The 17,171-nt window shown below is 71.7% G+C and carries 16 protein-coding genes; 2 read left to right on the forward strand and 14 right to left on the reverse strand.

Going from position 1 to position 17,171, the window contains the following annotated elements; translation table 11 throughout:
- Positions 1 to 4: 4 nt before the first annotated feature.
- From AB0D93_RS20920 to AB0D93_RS20985, 14 genes are all read right to left on the reverse strand, one after another.
- The gene (locus AB0D93_RS20920) at positions 5 to 646 is read right to left on the reverse strand and encodes a 1-hydroxy-2-methyl-2-butenyl 4-diphosphate reductase (RefSeq protein ID WP_362121327.1); all 642 of its coding nucleotides are present in this window, start codon (positions 644 to 646) and stop codon (positions 5 to 7) included.
- A 1-nt stretch (position 647) separates the two neighbouring features.
- Complete coding sequence (shc, locus tag AB0D93_RS20925) at positions 648 to 2,675, reverse strand: squalene--hopene cyclase (protein WP_362121329.1); 2,028 nt, start codon at positions 2,673 to 2,675, stop codon at positions 648 to 650.
- 121 nt (positions 2,676 to 2,796) lie between these two features.
- Positions 2,797 to 3,861, reverse strand: coding sequence for a polyprenyl synthetase family protein (locus AB0D93_RS20930; RefSeq protein ID WP_362121522.1), 1,065 nt, complete (start codon positions 3,859 to 3,861; stop codon positions 2,797 to 2,799).
- Between the two features lie 71 nt (positions 3,862 to 3,932).
- Positions 3,933 to 5,366 (reverse strand): hydroxysqualene dehydroxylase HpnE, encoded by a 1,434-nt coding sequence (hpnE, locus tag AB0D93_RS20935; RefSeq protein ID WP_362121331.1) that lies wholly within the window; start codon positions 5,364 to 5,366, stop codon positions 3,933 to 3,935.
- Positions 5,363 to 5,608, reverse strand: coding sequence for a DUF6380 family protein (locus AB0D93_RS20940; RefSeq protein WP_362121333.1), 246 nt, complete (start codon positions 5,606 to 5,608; stop codon positions 5,363 to 5,365). Before AB0D93_RS20940 ends, hpnE begins: the two co-directional genes overlap by 4 nt.
- Positions 5,608 to 6,561 (reverse strand): presqualene diphosphate synthase HpnD, encoded by a 954-nt coding sequence (hpnD, locus tag AB0D93_RS20945; protein ID WP_362121335.1) that lies wholly within the window; start codon positions 6,559 to 6,561, stop codon positions 5,608 to 5,610. The genes AB0D93_RS20940 and hpnD overlap by 1 nt, the downstream gene beginning before the upstream one ends.
- Positions 6,558 to 7,454, reverse strand: a complete 897-nt coding sequence (gene hpnC, locus AB0D93_RS20950; RefSeq protein ID WP_362121337.1) for a squalene synthase HpnC — start codon at positions 7,452 to 7,454, stop codon at positions 6,558 to 6,560. The genes hpnD and hpnC overlap by 4 nt, the downstream gene beginning before the upstream one ends.
- Before the next feature lie 360 nt (positions 7,455 to 7,814).
- Positions 7,815 to 8,594: an ABC transporter ATP-binding protein gene (locus AB0D93_RS20955; protein ID WP_362121339.1), complete on the reverse strand. Its 780-nt coding sequence runs from the start codon at positions 8,592 to 8,594 to the stop codon at positions 7,815 to 7,817.
- The gene (locus AB0D93_RS20960) at positions 8,587 to 9,516 is read right to left on the reverse strand and encodes an ABC transporter permease (RefSeq protein ID WP_362121341.1); all 930 of its coding nucleotides are present in this window, start codon (positions 9,514 to 9,516) and stop codon (positions 8,587 to 8,589) included. Before AB0D93_RS20960 ends, AB0D93_RS20955 begins: the two co-directional genes overlap by 8 nt.
- Before the next feature lie 59 nt (positions 9,517 to 9,575).
- Positions 9,576 to 10,448: a glycosyltransferase gene (locus tag AB0D93_RS20965; protein ID WP_362121524.1), complete on the reverse strand. Its 873-nt coding sequence runs from the start codon at positions 10,446 to 10,448 to the stop codon at positions 9,576 to 9,578.
- Between the two features lie 8 nt (positions 10,449 to 10,456).
- On the reverse strand, positions 10,457 to 11,236 hold the full coding sequence (locus tag AB0D93_RS20970) for a CDP-alcohol phosphatidyltransferase family protein (RefSeq protein WP_362121343.1): 780 nt from the start codon (positions 11,234 to 11,236) through the stop codon (positions 10,457 to 10,459).
- Positions 11,214 to 12,275 carry an iron-containing alcohol dehydrogenase family protein gene (locus AB0D93_RS20975; protein ID WP_362121345.1) on the reverse strand — a complete coding sequence of 354 codons (1,062 nt, stop codon included), beginning with the start codon at positions 12,273 to 12,275 and terminating at the stop codon, positions 11,214 to 11,216. Before AB0D93_RS20975 ends, AB0D93_RS20970 begins: the two co-directional genes overlap by 23 nt.
- On the reverse strand, positions 12,263 to 13,015 hold the full coding sequence (locus AB0D93_RS20980) for a phosphocholine cytidylyltransferase family protein (RefSeq protein WP_362121347.1): 753 nt from the start codon (positions 13,013 to 13,015) through the stop codon (positions 12,263 to 12,265). Before AB0D93_RS20980 ends, AB0D93_RS20975 begins: the two co-directional genes overlap by 13 nt.
- A complete protein-coding gene (locus AB0D93_RS20985) occupies positions 13,012 to 14,802 on the reverse strand; it encodes a DUF5941 domain-containing protein (RefSeq protein ID WP_362121349.1) in 1,791 nt (596 codons plus the stop codon). The genes AB0D93_RS20980 and AB0D93_RS20985 overlap by 4 nt, the downstream gene beginning before the upstream one ends.
- 265 nt (positions 14,803 to 15,067) lie before the next feature.
- On the opposite strand from AB0D93_RS20985, the gene galE reads away from it, so the two are divergent.
- Together galE and AB0D93_RS20995 are read left to right on the forward strand one after the other, a co-directional pair.
- Complete coding sequence (galE, locus tag AB0D93_RS20990; RefSeq protein ID WP_362121351.1) at positions 15,068 to 16,039, forward strand: UDP-glucose 4-epimerase GalE; 972 nt, start codon at positions 15,068 to 15,070, stop codon at positions 16,037 to 16,039.
- Between the two features lie 150 nt (positions 16,040 to 16,189).
- Positions 16,190 to 17,131, forward strand: coding sequence for a cation diffusion facilitator family transporter (locus tag AB0D93_RS20995; protein ID WP_362121353.1), 942 nt, complete (start codon positions 16,190 to 16,192; stop codon positions 17,129 to 17,131).
- Positions 17,132 to 17,171 lie beyond the last annotated feature (40 nt).

Below are 17,171 nucleotides of genomic sequence, written 5' to 3' on the forward strand. Positions count from 1 at the left end.
TGGCTCACCTCCGGGGGAGCAGCAAAGAACGGTGCCATTCAAAAAATGCGGGAAGAACGGATCGAAGAACGCGGAGGGCAGATATTCCACCGCGCACCGTGCCGATCCGGACGAGTTCGTGTTCCGGGGCGTCCACGACCACCCGTACGGCGGCGACCGGGCGCTCACCGGCGCGGACGGCGGTCAGCAGCGTGGCCGCCGACTCCATGTCGACCGCGATCGCGCCGGTCGCGAGCAGGTCGGACCGCTCATGGCCGCGCACGACGTGGTCGGAGCCGGTGAGCGGGCCGGTGTGGACGGTGCGTCCGGGCAGCAGGCGCACGAGTTCCTTGACGAGCAGTTCGGTGCCCACGCAGGGCACGGCGCCGGGCGGATACCGGGTCTCCTCGGCGACCACCAGGTCACCGGGGTGCATGCCGGGGGCGAGCCCGGCGCAGAAGCCGGTGGCCAGCACGGCCGCGTCGGCGAGCGCCGGGACCGCGAGCCGCCGGGTGACGGAGCGTTCCGCCGCGCGGGGGCCCATGCCCGTGCGGAGGAAGGTGACCGGCCCGTCCGCCCCGCTCCTGTCACCCGTGCGCAGGGCGAGGTGCTCGATGCCGAGCGCGCAGGCGATCAGCAGCGGGGCCGGTGCGGGCTGGGTGCTCAAGTCAGCGCCCCTTCCCCTCGGCGGCGCGCTTCCCGGCGAGGAGGCCGCGTTCGAAGGGATCACCGTGCAGGTACCGGCCGAGCGCTGTGAGCGGGAACACCTGCCGGTACAGGTGGTAGTTGATGGAGAAGTCCCAGGGGAAGCCGGTGCCGGTGAAGTACGGCTCGTCCCAGGTGCCGTCCTCCCGCTGGGTCTCGGCCAGCCACTGGACGCCGCGCTCCACGGCCTTGGAGTCCTGCTCCCCCGCCGCCAGCAGTGCCATCAGCGCCCACGCGGTCTGTGAGGCGGTGGAGGCGCCGCGGCCGCTCCACTCCTTGACGTACTTGTAGGAGCGCAGGTCCTCGCCCCAGCCGCCGTCGTCGTTCTGCACGCTCTCCAGCCAGGCCACGGCACGCCGGATCGCCGGGTGCGAGCCGGGCAGCCCGGCCGCGGTGAGCGCGGGGACCACCGAACCGGTGCCGTAGACGTAGTTGACGCCCCAGCGGCCGAACCACGAGCCGTCCGGCTCCTGTTCGGCGAGCAGCCAGTCGATGCCGCGCCGGGTCCGCGGGTCGTGCGCCAGGCCCTCGGCGGCGAGCATCTCCACGACGTGCGCGGTGACGTCGGCCGACGGCGGGTCGATGACCTCGCCGAAGTCGCAGAACGGCAGCCGGTTCGGGAACGGGCTGGTGTTGTCGACGTCGAAGGCACCCCACGCGCCGTTCTTCGACTGCATCCCCAGGTTCCAGCGCACGGCACGGCCGATCGCGTGGTCCACCCGTTCGGGGTCGTGGTGCCTGATCCGGCGCAGCGCGAGGGAGACCTCGGCGGTGTCGTCGATGTCGGGGTAGTTGTCGTTGTGGAACTCGAACGCCCAGCCGCCCGGCGGGAGTCCGGGACGGCGTACGGCCCAGTCGCCGGGACGGACGATCTCCTCGCCGAGCATCCAGTCGGCCGCCTTGACCAGTTGCGGATGGTCCACGGGGAGCCCCGCGTCCACGAGGGCGATGGCGGCGAGGCAGGTGTCCCACACTGGCGACTGGCAGGCCTCGATCATCCGGGCGCCGTCCTCACGCCACACGGCGAAACGGTCCAGCGAGGCAAGTCCCTCACGCATCACGGGATGTTCGAGGTCGTAGCCGAGCAGGTGCAGGGCGATGACCGAGTACACGGCCGGGGGCTGGATGCCGCCCCAGCAGCCGTCGTTCTCCTGCCGCTCGATGATCCAGCGGGCGGCGGAGTTCATCGCGGCCCTGCGCAGCCGCCGCGGGACGACCTTGCGCAACTGGTGCAGGGCCCGGTCCAGCCGCTGGAAGGCGCCGTCCCAACTCGCCACCGGGGCGAACGGCTTGGGCGGGTTGGGGTGCGCGGGGTCGGTGTGCAGCTCGTCGAGCGGGAAGGGCGCCGGGCGCACCGGGCGCTTGGCCGAGACGACGGTCAGCGGGACGATGGTCTGGCGGGCCCAGCATCCGAAGTCGTAGATGTTGAGCGGCATCCAGGTCGGGAAGTAGATGAGCTCCGGCGGGAGTTCGGGCAGGTCCTCCCACTTCCACCAGCCGAACAGGGCGAGCCAGATCCGGGTGAAGACACGGGAGGCGGCGATACCGCCGCGCTCGCGGATCCAGGTCGAGGCCTTCTCCATGTGCGCCGCGTCGGGCGCGTCGCCGGCCAGCCGCAGGGCGACGTACGCCTCGATGGTCGTGGACAGTTCGCCGGGCCCGCCGTAGAAGGTGGCCCAGGTGCCGTCCTCGCGCTGCTCGCCCCGGATGAACTTCGCGGCGGCCTGCGTGGTCCGCTCGTCCCGGATGCCCAGGAACTGGCGCAGCAGCAGGTCCTCGGCGTCCATGGTGACGTTGGTCTCCAGGTCGCCCTTCCACCAGCCCTGGGCGTCCTGCCGCGCGAGCAGGAAGTCGGTGGCGCGCCGTGCGGCGCGTGCGGCGGCTTCTTGAACTACCCCGGCCGTCTCGGGGGTGGTGATGGTGGTGTCGCTGGCCGCGGCAGCGCGGGACGGCACAGTCGCCCCGGTACTTCCGTCGGTCGTCGCTGTCATGGCTTCCCCTTCGTGCAGTCGTGCGAGTCGTGCTGCTGTGGGTCCGCCGTCGGCCGGTGTCCTCAGGTCGATCCTCGGACACCGGCCGGCGACTACGCGAGGCGTGTTCGGCCGATAGTGATCATCTCTTCCGTACGACGACGAAGTCGGCGAGCGCCGTGAAGGAGTCGCGCACCCGCCCGGGCATGTCGACGGCGTCGAGGGCCTCGATGGCGACGGTGTGCTGACGGCGCGCCTCCTCGGCCGTCCACTCGCGGCCGCCGGCCTGCTCGATGAGAGCCGCACGGGCCGCGAACTCCTCCTCGGAGAAGTTCTCGAAGTCGCTGCTCTTGGCGTCCGCGGCGAGGATCTCGCCCAGCTGCTCGGAGGCGGCGCCGCCGGCCGCGAGCGCGGCCACGACCGGCAGGGACTTCTTGCGCTGGCGCAGGTCGCTCCAGGTCTGCTTGCCGGTGGCCTCCGGGTCGCCCCAGATGCCGAGCAGGTCGTCGATCGCCTGGAAGGCGAGGCCGAGGTGGTAGCCGTACTTCTCCAGCGCGTCGGCGGTGGCGTCGTCCGCGCCGCCGAGGACCGCGCCGATGGAGCTGGAGGCAGCGAGCAGCGCGCCGGTCTTGTTGCCCTCCATCTCCAGGCACTCCTCGACGCTGACCCGGTCGCGGTGCTCGTAGGAGATGTCCTGCGCCTGACCGTCGATCAGGGCGCGGGTGGCGGTGGTGAGCCGGCGGGTGGCGCGGCCGGCCTCGACGGTGCCGAGCTCCAGCAGGATCTCGTTGGCGAGGGCGAACAGGGCGTCGCCGACCAGGATGGCCTGGGCGGGGCCGTGCACCTTCCAGACGGTGTCGCGGTGCCGGCGCTGCTCGTCGCCGTCCATCAGGTCGTCGTGCAGCAGGGAGAAGTTGTGGACGAGTTCGACGGCGACGGCGCCGGGGACGCCCACCTCGGGCCCGGCACCGGTGACCTCTGCGGAGAGCACCGCGAGCGCGGGACGCACCGCCTTGCCGCCGTCCCCGTCGGCCGGGTTGCCGGCGGCGTCGATCCAGCCGAAGTGGTAGGCGGCGACGGTGTCCATCGGAGACGCCAGCCGGTCGACGGCCGCACGCAGGACCGGAGTGGCCAGGGTGCGGCCGCGCTCCAGCAACGCGGTCACGTCCACCGCGGCCCGTGGAGCGGGCGTCGAGGCCGGGGGCACAGTGGGCACAGTCTCTCCTCTTGTTGCGGTACCGGGGGTGCGGGGGCCTGCCACCGGCTCCTGGTCGAGCATCAGGCCGCCTCCTCGAACTCGAAGAGATGGCGGGGGCGGGGCCGGCCCAGGGCGCTGAGCGCGGCGTCGGCCGCGCTCACTCCACTGCGGACCGCACTCTCCATGGTCGCGGGCCACCCGGTGGCGGTCCACGCTCCGGCCAGGTACAGGCCGGGTGCCTTGGTGCGGGCGCCGGGCCGCAGCCGTCCGACGCCGGGGGTGGGGGCGAACGTGGCCGTGCGCTCCCGGGTCACGAAGAAGTCCTTCACCACGGCGCCGCGGGTACCCGGGATCAGCCGCTCCAGCTCGGGCAGATAGCGCTCGCGGAGGTCGGCGACCGGGAGGTCGATCTCCTCCTGCGCGGCCGACTGGGACAGCGCGAGGTACTGGCCCTCGCCGAGCCCGGAGGCGTGGGTACGGTCGAAGACCCACTGCACGGGCGTGCCGAGGGCCGCGAAGAAGGGGCGGGCGAGCACCGTGCGGTCGTAGACGACATGGACGTTGAGGATCGGCGCGGTGCCGATCCCGAGCAGCTGCTCGGGCGCGTCGAGGGCGCCGGGCGGCAGCAGGTCGTGGGCCTCGCGCTGGGGTACGGCGAGGACGACGGCGTCCGTGTCGATGCGCTCGCCGGGAACCTGAACGCTCCAGGTGCCGTTCTCGTTTATGAAGACGGAGGTGACGCGTGTACGGACCTCGGTACGCACGCCCGCGGAGTCGAGCGCCTTGCGGGCCAGCCGGTCGTGCAGTTCGCCCAGCGGGACGCGGGCCCAGCCGATGTCGGCCGCGCCCGGGTCGGACAGCAGACCGGTCTTGAACACCATCGCGGCGAGCCCCAGCGAGGCGTCGCCCGCGACCGCGTTGAGGGTGGCGACCCCGACCAGGTCCCACAGGGCCTCGACGGCGCGCGCCGACTGGCCGTGCGCGGCCAGCCAGCTGCCGAAGTCCTGGGTGTCCAGGGCCGGATCGGCGAGGTCGAGCCCCTTCAGCGCGAGCGCGGCACGCCCGACCGCGGCGCGCTCGGCGAGCGAGAGGTGCGGATAGGCGGCCAGGCTGCGCCCCAGGTGGAGGGGGACGGGCAGCGGGTCGCGCCGCAGCCGGCCGAGCCGTCTGCCCTCGGGCTTGGCGACGTCGACGACGGGCACGTCCAGGCGGTCCTGCAGCGGTGCCAGCGCGGCTCCCTGGATCCGGTCGAGGAACCAGCGGTAGGCGGTGCAGCAGCGCAGGTACACGTGCTGGCCGTTGTCGACGGTCAGTTCGCCGCGCTGGAAGGAGAAGGCGAGGCCGCCCAGCCTGGGCCTGCCTTCGAGCAGGGTGACGCGGACGCCCGCGTCGGCGAGCGCGAGCGCCGTGGTGATCCCGGCGAGTCCGCCGCCGACGACGACGGCGTGGCGGCCTGCGGCGCCCTCTGGTTCCCCGGTGCCGTGCGCCTGTGCGGGGCCTGAGCCTTCGCTCATGGTGCGTCCTTCCGTGCCACGCGCTCCGCGGGCAGGGCCGTGCTTCGTCTGCGGCTCCGTCGTGGCTGCTCGCGCCCGCGCGGCGGCAGCCACATGTCCGATTCAGCCCCGCGCCCCCTCGGGGCGCTGCGGGCCGGCTCGGCGTACAGAGTGAACGGTGCACGCTCCGCCGTCGCAGTCAGGGACGCCACGCCGCAGCGAAGGGTTGCCCGGTGCGTGTCCCCTGGTTCGGTGAGGTCCATCAGACGCGCCTCCTGACGGACCGGGAGGAGACATGGCGCCGGGTGTCCAGACCGGACAGGCCGCGCACGGCGACATAGGCCTTCTCGCGTCCGGGCAGCGAGACCCGGCCGCGCAGCACGGCCTCCGGGTCCCGCTCGATGCGGTCCAGCAGCCGGCGGTAGATGCCGGCCATCGCGGCCACACAGGCGCCGCTGCGCCGGTCGAGCATGGGGAGCAGCCGGTAGCCCTCGGCGAAAAGGGCGCGGGCCCGTCGCACTTCGAAGTGCACGAGGCCCGCGAAGTCGGAGCCCTCCGGGGGTGTCGGCCCGTCGAACCCGGCCGAACAGCCGAACTTGGCGAGGTCGTCGGCGGGCAGGTAGGTACGGCCGCCGGCCGCGTCCTCGCGGACGTCCCTGAGGATGTTGGTCAGCTGCAGGGCGAGGCCCAGCGTGTCGGCGTACTCGGACGCGCGTTCGGCGCCGCGGGCTCCCGGTTCGGTGCCGAACACGCCGAGCGAGAGGCGGCCGATGGCACCGGCGACACACCGGCAGTAGACCTTCAGCTCGTCCCAGGTCTCGTAGGTCTCGCCGCGCACGTCCATCTGGACGCCGTCGATCAGCTCGTCCAGGCCGCCGAGCGGGATCGGGAAAGCGCGTGCGGCATGGGCGAGAGCGACCGCGACCGGATCGGTGTCGTCCTCCTCCACCTCGCCCTCCCGGACCCGGGCGAGCAGTGCCCTGGTGTCCTCGAGCCGCTTCAGCTTCACGTCGCCGGCCAGGTCGCCGTCGCCGATGTCGTCCACGCGCCGGGAGAAGGCGTACAGCGCCGACATGGCGCGGCGCTTGGGCGTGGGCAGCAGGCGGATGCCGTAGGCGAAGTTGCGTGCCTGCTGTCCGGTGACGGTTTCGCAGTAGCTGTAGGCGGCGAGTACCGGTGCGGACACGTGCGACGGAGAATCCACGGTCCGGATCACCCCTCTCCTCGCAGGATCACGCCCGCCTCACGCAGCAACTGGACCTTGCCGGGTCTGGGCGGGCCGGGAAGTACGTCGTATTCGGCGGCGGCGATCGCCCTGATCGCCGCCCTTCCCCCTGCCACGAACCCCGCGAGCAGCAGCTTCAACCTGCCGTGGACGCTACCCACCAGGGGGGCGCCTTCATTCAGCAGATCGCGGGCGCGTTGTGCTTCGTATGCAACCAGGGCGCGCACCGATGCGCTCGCGGTTTTCGCGGAGAGATCCGATTCCTGCACGTGAAAGCGCTTCATGTCCGCGGCCGGGAGGTAGATCCGGTCACGGCCGAGGTCCTCGGCGACGTCCTGGAGGTGTTCCACGATCTGCAGCGCGGTGCAGATCGCGTCGGACAGCCGGATCCGCTCGGGGGTCGCGGTGCCGGTGACGGCGAGGACGAGGCGGCCGACGGGGTTGGCGGACAGCTCGCAGTAGGCGAGGAGGTCGTCGTAGGTCTCGTACCGGGTGACGAGCTGGTCCTGGCGGTTGGCGGCGATCAGGCCGAGGAAGGGCTCGGGGGTGAGGGAGCGGCGGCGGACGGTGGGCTGGAGCCGGCGCAGCAGCGGGTGGCGCGGGGTGCCGTCGAAGACACGGCGCAGATCGGCCTCGAACGCGTCGAGGAGGGCCAGTCGGTCCTCGGACCCGGCGGGCGACACGCCGAGCACCCGGGCGTCGGCGCCGCCGGGGGCGAGGTCGCCGTCGCCGATGTCGTCGACCAGGCGGGCGAAACCGTAGACGGCCATGAGGTCGTCGCGCCAGGTCCTGGGCAGGAAGAAGGGGGCCACGGGAAAGTTCTCGCTCGTGGCCTTGTCCAGAGTGGCGCGTACCGGATCCGGCGCCGTATCGGTGGCCGTCATCGGGCGCTGCCCGGGGCGGGGACGGCACATGCTGCGTTGAGCTGGGGAGTTTCCGTAGCCATTGCCGTCACATCTCCCGTTCTACACTGCCGACCCAATACACACTATTTCGGACACGCCGCCCGGCAATGCGCGGGGTCGCCCTGGCGCAGGGTGTCGCGCATTATCGCCCCACTTGCCGCTTTCCGGCACTGGTACAGCTTACGTTGTACAACGCAGCAAGGTCCGTCGGGGTGTCCTGCACATCACAACAACACACCGATTGGCTCCAAGATTCCCAGCGCGAACCGGAGTTGACGGTTCCTTTGCAGACGCGGGACCCCGCCGGACGGCTTCCGGCGGGGCCCTGGCCGAACCGGGCTACTTGCCCGTGAACTTCTCGTACTCCTTCAGAACCTCTTCGGTCGGTCCGTCCATGCGCAGCTCGCCGCGCTCCAGCCACAGGACGCGGTTGCAGGTGTCCCGGATCGACTTGTTGTTGTGACTGACCAGAAACACCGTGCCGGCCTCCTTGCGCAGTTCCCGGATGCGTTCCTCGGAGCGCTTCTGGAACTTGCGGTCACCGGTGGCCAGGGCCTCGTCGATCATGAGGACGTCGTGGTCCTTGGCGGCGGCGATGGAGAACCGCAGCCGGGCCGCCATACCGGAGGAGTACGTGCGCATCGGCAGGGTGATGAAGTCGCCCTTCTCGTTGATCCCGGAGAAGTCGACGATGTCCTCGTAGCGCTCCTTGATCTGCTCCCGGGACATGCCCATGGCGAGACCGCCCAGGATCACGTTCCGCTCGCCGGTCAGGTCGTTCATCAGGGCCGCGTTGACGCCGAGCAGCGAGGGCTGGCCGTCGGTGTAGACCTTGCCCTGCTCGGCGGGCAGCAGTCCGGCGATGGCCCGCAGCAGCGTCGACTTGCCGGAGCCGTTGGAACCGATCAGGCCGATGGCCTCACCTCGGTAGGCGACGAAGGACACACCGCGCACGGCGTGCACCTTGCGCACCCCGCGCTCCTCGCCGCGCTTGAGGATCCGGCTCAGGGCCGCCGTCGCGCTGCCCTTGCCGGTCTTGGCGCCGTTGACGCGGTAGACGATGTGCAGGTCGTCCGCGATGACAGTGGGGCGAAGCTCCCCGGTGGTCCGCTCAGCCACGGCCGTACCTCTCCTCCGCCTTCCAGAAGTACACGAAGCCACCGGCGAAGGCGACCACCGCCCAGAACAGCGCGATGGCCCAGACGTGGGGCGGCAGGTTCGCGGCGCCGTAGCCGTCGATCAGCGCGTAGCGCATCAGGTCCATGTAGACGGCGGCCGGGTTGACCTGGAGCAGCCGGACCGCGATCTCCGAGCGGCCCTCCATCATCTTGTTGATGGAGAACATGACGCCGGAGGTGTACATCCAGGTGCGCAGGATGAACGGCATCAGCTGGGCCAGGTCCGGGGTCTTGGCGCCCATCCGGGCCACGATCAGCGCGAGCCCGGTGTTGAACAGGAACTGCAGCGCCAGCACCGGCACGATCAGCAGCCAGGCCGGGCTCGGATAGCTGCCGAAGCCGATCGCCACGACGAACATCACGATCATCGAGAAGAGCAGCTGCTGCAGCTGCTGCAGCGAGAAGGAGATGGGCAGCGAGGCGCGCGGGAAGTGCAGGGCGCGCACCAGACCGAGGTTGCCGGAGATCGCACGGACGCCCGACATCACCGAGCTCTGTGTGAAGGTGAACACGAACACGCCCGTGACCAGGAACGGGATGTACACGTCCTGGGACAGGCCACGGCTCGCGTGCAGGATCACGCCGAAGATGAAGTAGTACACGCCCGCGTTGAGCAGCGGCGTCGCCACCTGCCACAGCTGGCCGAGCTTGGCCTGGCTGTACTGCGCCGTCAGCTTCGCCTGGGAAAAGGCGAGGATGAAGTGACGCCGCCCCCACAGCTGGCGGACGTACTCGGCCAGAGAGGGCCGGGCGCCGCTCACGGCGAGCCCGTACTTGGCGGCGAGCTGCGCCGCCGTCAGCCCCTCGTCGGGCGACGGTATCGCGCTCACCGCGACACCGCCGTCATGCGTTGTGTGACTCACGAGTGGAAATCCGGAACTCTCTAGGTAAGAAGCTTGCTCTTCAGGTAAGAGCAAGCTTCTCAGATCACCGGAGGACGGCCCAGCCGGGTCAGCCGCCACACCGTGCGCCAGCGCATGGGACGGCGCGGGCCACACGGCGTGGTCCAGCCCTCCCTGAAGCCGCCGAACCACGCCCGCAGGGCCGGCCGGGAGGGGCGGCGCAGCAGCGTGAGCAGCATCCAGACGCCGAGGTAGACGGGGACCAGGGGGGCGGGGAGATTGCGGCGGGCGAGCCACACGCGGTTGCGGGCGACCATGCGGTGGTAGACCGCGTGCCGCGAGGGGGCGGTCGTCGGGTGGTACAGCACCATGTCGGACCGGTAGTCGATCATCCAGCCGGCGTCCAGGGCCCGCCAGGCCAGGTCGGTCTCCTCGTGGGCGTAGAAGAACTCGTCCGGCAGGCCGCCGACCTCGGCGAAGACCCGGGTGCGGACGGCGTTGGCGCCACCGAGGAAGGTGGTGACCCGCGAGGAGCGCATCGGGTCGGAGGCGCGCAGCCGGGGCACATGGCGGCGCTGGGTCTCGCCGGTCTCCGGGTCGGCGATGCGGAAGCTGACGATGCCGAGCTCCGGGTCGGCGGCGAAGGCCTCCCGGCACAGCTGGGCGGTGTCGTGGCGGGCGAGCAGCCCGTCGTCGTCGAGGAAGAGCAATATGTCGACATCGCGACCGCTGGGCCCGAAGGCCTCCACGCCGACGTTGCGGCCACCGGGGATGCCCAGGTTCTCGGGCAGCTCTATCGTCCGCACGCCGTCGGGTACGTCCGGGACGGGCGAGCCGTTGCCGACCACGACCACCTCGACGCGGTCGCCGTCCTGCTTGGCGACCGAGTCGAGCAGGGCCCGCAGCTCCTCGGGCCGGTTGCCCATGGTGATGATGACGGCGCCGACCCGCATGGCCGTGCTCACTTCAGCCTGCTGGAGGCGAGGATGGACACCAGGTGCAGCAGGGTCTGCAGCAGGGCGATGCCGGCCAGCACCGCGACGCCCAGCCGGGAGAGGAACAGGTCGCCGCGCACCTGGTCGGCGACCGCCAGCACCAGGATGAGCAGGGACGCCTCGATGCCGAGGATCAGCCGGTGGAACTTCAGCATCGCGGCGGCCCTGCGGGCCAGCGCCATGCCGGAGGAGCGCATCTCGGAGGCGGCCTCCTTGACCGGCGGCTTGCCGGCCTGGTGCCGGGCGACGCCGACCAGGTCGGTCTCGGCCTTGACGAGGATCGCGCCGAGCGCGGCCAGCGTGCCGAGGAAGGCCCACAGCCAGTCGATGCGGCCGCCGCCCCACAGGTCGGCGGCGCGCAGCCCGAAGCCCACGAGCACGGCGGCGTCGGTCAGGTAGGCGCCGACCCGGTCCAGGTAGACGCCGTTCAGCGAGTACTGCTTCTTCCAGCGCGCGATCTCGCCGTCGACGCAGTCCAGCAGCAGGTACATCTGGACGCAGACCACGCCGAGCACGGCGCCCCAGATCCCCGGCACCAGGAGTGCCGGGGCCGCGAGCACGCCGAAGACGGTCATCAGGTACGTGAGCTGGTTGGGCGTGACCCTGGTGTTCACCAGGTAGCGGTCGACCCGCAGGGACACCTCGCGCATGTAGAGGCGTCCCATCCAGTGCTCACCGCTGCGCCGGTCCTTCACCCCCGCGGGGTGGACGACCGGACGGAGTTCAGCTACCGATGGCCTTGACATAGTCGGCGTAGATGTCCTTGATCTGGTTCGTCTTGAGGTCGAGGTGTTCGAGGATCGTGTAGCGGCCGGGGCGGGTCTCCGGGGCGAACTCGACCACGCGGACGAACTCGTCCACGCTGAAGCCGATCTCCTCCGGCAGCACGGGAAGCCCGTGCCGACGCAGTACCTCGCCCGTGTGGACGGCCTCCTCGTGGGCCCCGCGCAGGTACATCGCGAAGGCCGCGCCGAGCCCGCACTGTTCGCCGTGGGCGGCCGCCCGCTTGGGGAACAGCAGGTCGAAGGCGTGGTTGATCTCGTGGCAGGAGCCCGAGGAGGGGCGGGAGTCGCCGGAGATCGACATCGAGATGCCGCTGAGGACCAGCGCCTCGGCGAGCACCTGGAGGAAGCCGTTGTCGCCGATGCCGCCGGGGTGGCGCAGGACCGCCTCGCCGGCCTGGCGGGCCATGGCAGCGGCGAGACCGTCGATCTTCTCGCCGTTGACACGGTTGGACAGCTCCCAGTCCGCGACCGCGTTGATGTTGGAGATCGCGTCGCCGATGCCGGCCCGGACGAAGCGGGCCGGGGCCTCGCGGATCACGTCCAGGTCGATGACGACCGCGATCGGGTTGGGCACGCCGTAGGAGCCGCGTCCCGCGTCGTTGTCGAGCGTGGCGACCGGCGAGCACAGGCCGTCGTGCGCGAGGTTCGTCGGCACGGCGACCAGGGGCAGGCCGATGCGCGCCGCGGCGAACTTGGCGCAGTCGATGATCTTGCCGCCGCCGAGCCCGACCACCGCGTCGTAGTGGCCGGACTTCATCTCGCCGGCCAGCCGGATGGCGTCGTCGAGGGTGCCGCCGCCGACCTCGTACCAGCTGGCGCCGGGCAGCGAGGGGGCGATGCGTTCGCGCAGCCTGGCGCCGGAGCCGCCGCTGACGGCGACGGCCAGCCGGCCGGACTGCGCGATGCGCTCGTCGGCGAGGACACAGGCCAGGTCGTCCAGGGCACCCGGGCGGATGTCCACGACGACCGGCGAGGGAATGAGCCGGGTCAGTAGCGGCACGCGATCTCCCGTCCCCTGGCGAGGTCGTCGTGGTTGTCGATCTCGACCCACTGGACGTCGCCGATCGGCGCCACGTCGATCCGGAAGCCGCGGTTGACGAGCTCCTGGTACCCGTGCTCGTAGAACTGCTGCGGGTCCGTCTCCCAGACCGTCTTCAGCGCGTCGGCCAGTTCGGGGGCGGCGTCGCCCTCGATCAGGGTGACGCCGATGTACTCGCCGGTGGCCTCGGCGGGGTCCATCAGCTTGGTGATCTTCGTCATGCCCTTCTCGGGGTCGACGACGACCTTCATCTCCTCGTCGGCCAGGCTCTTCACCGTGTCCAGGGCGAGGATGATCCGCTTGCCCTCGCCGCGCGCGGCGAGCAGGGTCTTCTCGACGGAGACCGGGTGGACGGTGTCGCCGTTGGCGAGGATCACGCCGTCCTTGAGGGCGTCACGTCCGCACCACAGGGAGTAGGCGTTGTTCCACTCCTCGGCCTTGTCGTTGTCGATCAGGGTGAGCTTGAGGCCGTACTTCCGCTCCAGGGCCGCCTTGCGCTCGTAGACGGCCTCCTTGCGGTAGCCGACGATGATCGCGACCTCGGTCAGGCCGACCTCGGCGAAGTTGGCGAGGGTGAGGTCCAGCACGGTCGGTTCGCCCTCTATGCCCGCGGGCCCCACCGGCACCAGCGCCTTGGGCAGGGTGTCGGTGTAGGGGCGCAGACGCCGTCCGGCGCCGGCCGCCAGCACGAGGCCGATCATGCGGGTTCTCCTTCGTCGTGTACGGCGGGCGCCCCAGCGGACACCCAGAAGCGGATGCTCTCGACGAGCACCACGAGGGCGACGGCCACGGCGAGCACCGTGAGCGCGACCGTGAACTGCGAGGCGGTGAGCGCCGCGGCCAGGACCGTGACGAGCAGCGTCCGCCCCTCGTGCCCCCCGATGGAGCGCACCAGCCAGGCCGGGGGCGCTCCGGCGTTGCCGCGGATGCGGTACACCGTGTCGTAGTGATGGTAGGCGACGGCGGCCACCAGGCCGAAAGCCGCCGGGAGGGCGCCGTTCACCCCTGCTTTGCTCGCGAGGACCAGGACAGTGCCGTATTCGGCCGCGCGGAAGAGCGGCGGGACCAGCCAGTCCAGAGGGCCCTTGAGGGGGCCCCGCAGCGCCTGTCCCGCGGTGCTCGCGTAGACGACGGCACCGGCGACGGGTGCCCAGGTCACCCCGGAGAAGAGAGACACCGCGAGGACGGCGGTGCCGGCCAGGGCCACGACCGGCGGAGTGCCGAGGCGGGCCCGGGTGGCCCGCGCCACGAGCGAGGCGAGCGGGCCGTTGTCGGCGAGGTCCGCCAGCGCCTGCGCCGCCCGGTCCGTGCGCGTCGCCTTCCGCGTCACCGAGCGCAGCACCCGCCCGGCCGTGGTGTACGTCGCCGCGAAGGCGCACCCGGCGAGCAGCACGTAGAAGGTGATGCGGGGGGTCGTTGCCGCCGTCAGGACCGCTATCAGCGCCCAGCGCTCACCGATCGGCAGCACGATCATCCGGCGCACCCACACCGTCCAGCCGACGCTGTCCAGCTTGTCGGAGAGGGCGGCGGTGGGGCTGGTGTTGGCGGTGGCGTCGTGGTTGGCCTCGTTGAAGGAGAAGTCGACCACGTGCCGGCAGGTCTGCAGGACCATCGCGCCGAGCGCGAGGGCCCACACGTCGTCGTGGCCGCCGCGGGCCGCGCCGAGGGCGAGTCCGGCGTAGTAGGCGTACTCCTTGGCCCGGTCGAAGGTGGCGTCGAGCCAGGCGCCGAGGGTGGAGTACTTCAGGGCGTAGCGGGCGAGCTGGCCGTCGGTGCAGTCCAGCACGAAGGAGGCGATCAGCAGCACACCGGCGGCGACGAATCCGCCCCGGGTGCCGGTCGCCGCGCAGCCCGCCGCGATCAGGGCGGTGAGCAGCGAGGCCGTGGTGACCTGGTTCGGGGTCAGGCCCCGGCGGGCGCACCAGCGGGCGATGTAGCGCGAGTAAGGGCTGATGAAGAAGGTGGTGAAGAAGCCGTCGCGGGACTTCACGGCCGACTTCAGGCGTACGGCCTCGTCGTCGACGGCGGCGACCGACTGGCGTGCCTCGTTGCGGGCCTGCGGGTCGGCGGGGACGGCGGCGACCAGGCTGCCGAGCTCAGGCCGGTGCACCTCGCAGCCGTCGCTGCCGAGGGCGGTGACGATGCGGTCGGCGAGGCTGTCCACGGCCAGCGCGGTGCCGCCGCCGGCGGAGGTCTCGCGGGCCACCGCGCGGGTCAGCGCCTGCCGGGCGGCCGGCTGGGCGGTGACGGCGCCGGGCACGGCGCAGAGCGGGAAGCGCGGGTCGGTCAGGCCGAGGCGGAGGGCGTGCCGGTGGCCGACGAAGCGGGCGTCGACCAGGGCCACGCGGTCACCGGCCGGAGCGGCGGCGAGCAGGGTCTCGGCCTCGGCCTCGTCCGCCGCCACCCGGACGTCGAAGCCGAGCGACCGCAGATCGTTCTCGAGGGACGATCCGGGGACCGGCTGACCGGAGACGATGGCGGTCGACAACCGAACTCACTCCCTGGGTGCCGACGCGCGGGCGCCGGTCTCTCACGTGATGGGGCGCCCTGCCTGCGGCACCCGGGCGGCATGTCGGCAGAGGCTATCGGATGGGCGGGAACCCTTGTTCACCGGCCGTTCACGGCCCGGTCCACGGGGGCTGCCCCGGCCTTTGCCGCGATCATCATCGGGGATCGGGGGCCCGGCCCACAAACCGTCGGGCGCAGACCCGGGCAACCGGGACAGGCGGACGGGCCGCATAGGCTGGACGACCATGACGTGGCTGATCACCGGCGGGGCCGGATACATCGGGGCGCATGTGGCACGGGCCATGGCCGGCGCCGAGGAGAGCGTCGTGGCGCTGGACGACCTGTCGGCGGCGGTGCCCGGGCGGCTCCCGGCGGACGTCCCGCTCGTCCGGGGCTCGACACTGGACGGCGAGCTGCTGGAGAGGGTCTTCGCGGAGTACGGCGTCACGGGCGTCGTCCACCTCGCGGCGCGCAAGCAGGTCGCCGAGTCGGTGGCGCAGCCCACCCGCTACTACCGGGAGAACGTCGGCGGACTGGCCACACTCCTGGACGCGGTCGCCCGGGCGGGCGTCCGGCGGCTCGTGTTCTCCTCGTCGGCGGCGGTGTACGGCAACCCGGACGTGGACCTGATCACCGAGGACACCCCGTGCGCGCCGGTGAACCCCTACGGCGAGACCAAGCTGGCCGGGGAGTGGCTGGTGCGGGCGGCCGGAAAGGCACACGGGATCTCCACGGTGTGCCTGCGGTACTTCAACGTGGCGGGCGCCGCGGCACCCGAGCTCGCGGACACGGGCGTGTTCAACGTCGTGCCGATGGTCTTCGACCGGCTCACCCGCGACGAGGCTCCGCGGATCTTCGGTGACGACTACCCGACGCCGGACGGCACCTGCATCAGGGACTACATCCATGTGGCCGACCTCGCGGAGGCCCATCTCGCGGCGGCGCGCCGACTCGCGGGCGGGGGCCCGTACGGCGATCTGACGCTGAACATCGGGCGGGGCGAGGGCGTCTCGGTGCGCGAACTGGTCACGCTGATCGGAGAGGTCACCGGGGACCGCCGGGAGCCGGTGGTGGAGGGGCGCCGGCCGGGGGACGCGCCCCGCGCGGTCGCCTCGGCCGAACGAGCCGCCGAGCAGCTGGGCTGGCGGGCCGGGCGCGGGGTGCGCGAGATGGTGGAGTCGGCCTGGCAGGGCTGGCGGCTGCACCACGGCGCCTGAGCCGCGCAGCCGACCCGCACCCACCCTGACCTGCGGAACGTTTCCGCAGGTCAGGGCACATGACAACGGTGTTCAGTGCCGCGTTGCCCCATACCCCCCACCCGTAGTTCACTTGGCCCTGCCGTACGGACCACGGAAAGGGCGGTTGCCATGGGGGCAGGGCACGACCACGGGCACGCGCACAGCCATGCGCCGGCCACGGGTACGGCCGCGGCCGCGTACCGGGGCAGGTTGCGCATCGCGCTGGGCATCACGCTCACGATCATGGTGGTGGAGATCGTCGGCGGTCTGGCCGCCGACTCGCTCGCGCTGATCGCGGACGCGGCGCACATGGCGACCGACGCGGTGGGCCTCGGCATGGCCCTGCTCGCGATCCGCTTCGCGAACCGCCCGGCGAGCGCCAACCGCACCTTCGGCTACGCACGCGCCGAGATCCTGGCCGCGCTGGCCAACTGTGTGCTGCTGCTCGGGGTCGGCGGATACGTGCTGTACGAGGCCGTCGAGCGGTTCATGACGCCCGCGCAGACCCGCGGCGGCCTGATGGTCGTGTTCGGCCTCATCGGCCTGGTCGCGAACTCCGTCTCGCTGACCCTGCTGATGCGCGGCCAGAAGGAGAGCCTGAACGTGCGCGGCGCCTTCCTGGAGGTCGCCGCGGACGCGCTGGGCTCGTTCGCGGTGCTGGTCTCGGCCGTGGTGATCCTGACCACCGGCTGGCAGGGCGCCGACCCGGTCGCCTCGCTGCTCATCGGCGTGATGATCGTGCCCCGGACGCTGAAGCTGCTGCGCGAGACGCTGGACGTGCTGCTGGAGTCGGCGCCGAGGGGCGTCGACATGGCCGAGGTGCGGGCGCACATCCTGGCGCTGGACGGCGTGGAGGACGTACACGATCTGCACGCCTGGACGATCACCTCCGGCATGCCGGTGCTGTCGGCGCACGTGGTGGTCAGCTCCGAGGTGCTCAGCGCGGTCGGCCACGAGAAGCTGCTGCACGAGCTGCAGGGCTGCCTCGGCGATCACTTCGACGTGGAGCACTGCACCTTCCAGCTGGAGCCCGGCGGCCACGCGGAGCACGAGGCACGGCTCTGCCACTGATCGAACGCACACACGTTCGACACCCGCCCCGGACGGTTCT

The sequence above is a fragment of the Streptomyces sp. NPDC048191 genome (genome assembly GCF_040652655.1).
Lineage (GTDB): Bacteria > Actinomycetota > Actinomycetes > Streptomycetales > Streptomycetaceae > Streptomyces.

Excerpts from the sequence above, each read along its gene's own strand:
- shc (WP_362121329.1), bottom strand. The coding sequence starts at position 2,675 with ATGACAGCGACGACCGACGGAAGTACCGGGGCGACTGTGCCGTCCCGC.
- hpnE (WP_362121331.1), bottom strand. The coding sequence starts at position 5,366 with ATGAGCGAAGGCTCAGGCCCCGCACAGGCGCACGGCACCGGGGAACCA.
- AB0D93_RS20940 (WP_362121333.1), bottom strand. The coding sequence starts at position 5,608 with ATGGACCTCACCGAACCAGGGGACACGCACCGGGCAACCCTTCGCTGC.
- hpnC (WP_362121337.1), bottom strand. The coding sequence starts at position 7,454 with ATGACGGCCACCGATACGGCGCCGGATCCGGTACGCGCCACTCTGGAC.
- AB0D93_RS20965 (WP_362121524.1), bottom strand. The coding sequence starts at position 10,448 with ATGCGGGTCGGCGCCGTCATCATCACCATGGGCAACCGGCCCGAGGAG.
- AB0D93_RS20970 (WP_362121343.1), bottom strand. The coding sequence starts at position 11,236 with ATGTCAAGGCCATCGGTAGCTGAACTCCGTCCGGTCGTCCACCCCGCG.
- AB0D93_RS20980 (WP_362121347.1), bottom strand. The coding sequence starts at position 13,015 with ATGATCGGCCTCGTGCTGGCGGCCGGCGCCGGACGGCGTCTGCGCCCC.
- galE (WP_362121351.1), top strand. The coding sequence starts at position 15,068 with ATGACGTGGCTGATCACCGGCGGGGCCGGATACATCGGGGCGCATGTG.
- AB0D93_RS20995 (WP_362121353.1), top strand. The coding sequence starts at position 16,190 with ATGGGGGCAGGGCACGACCACGGGCACGCGCACAGCCATGCGCCGGCC.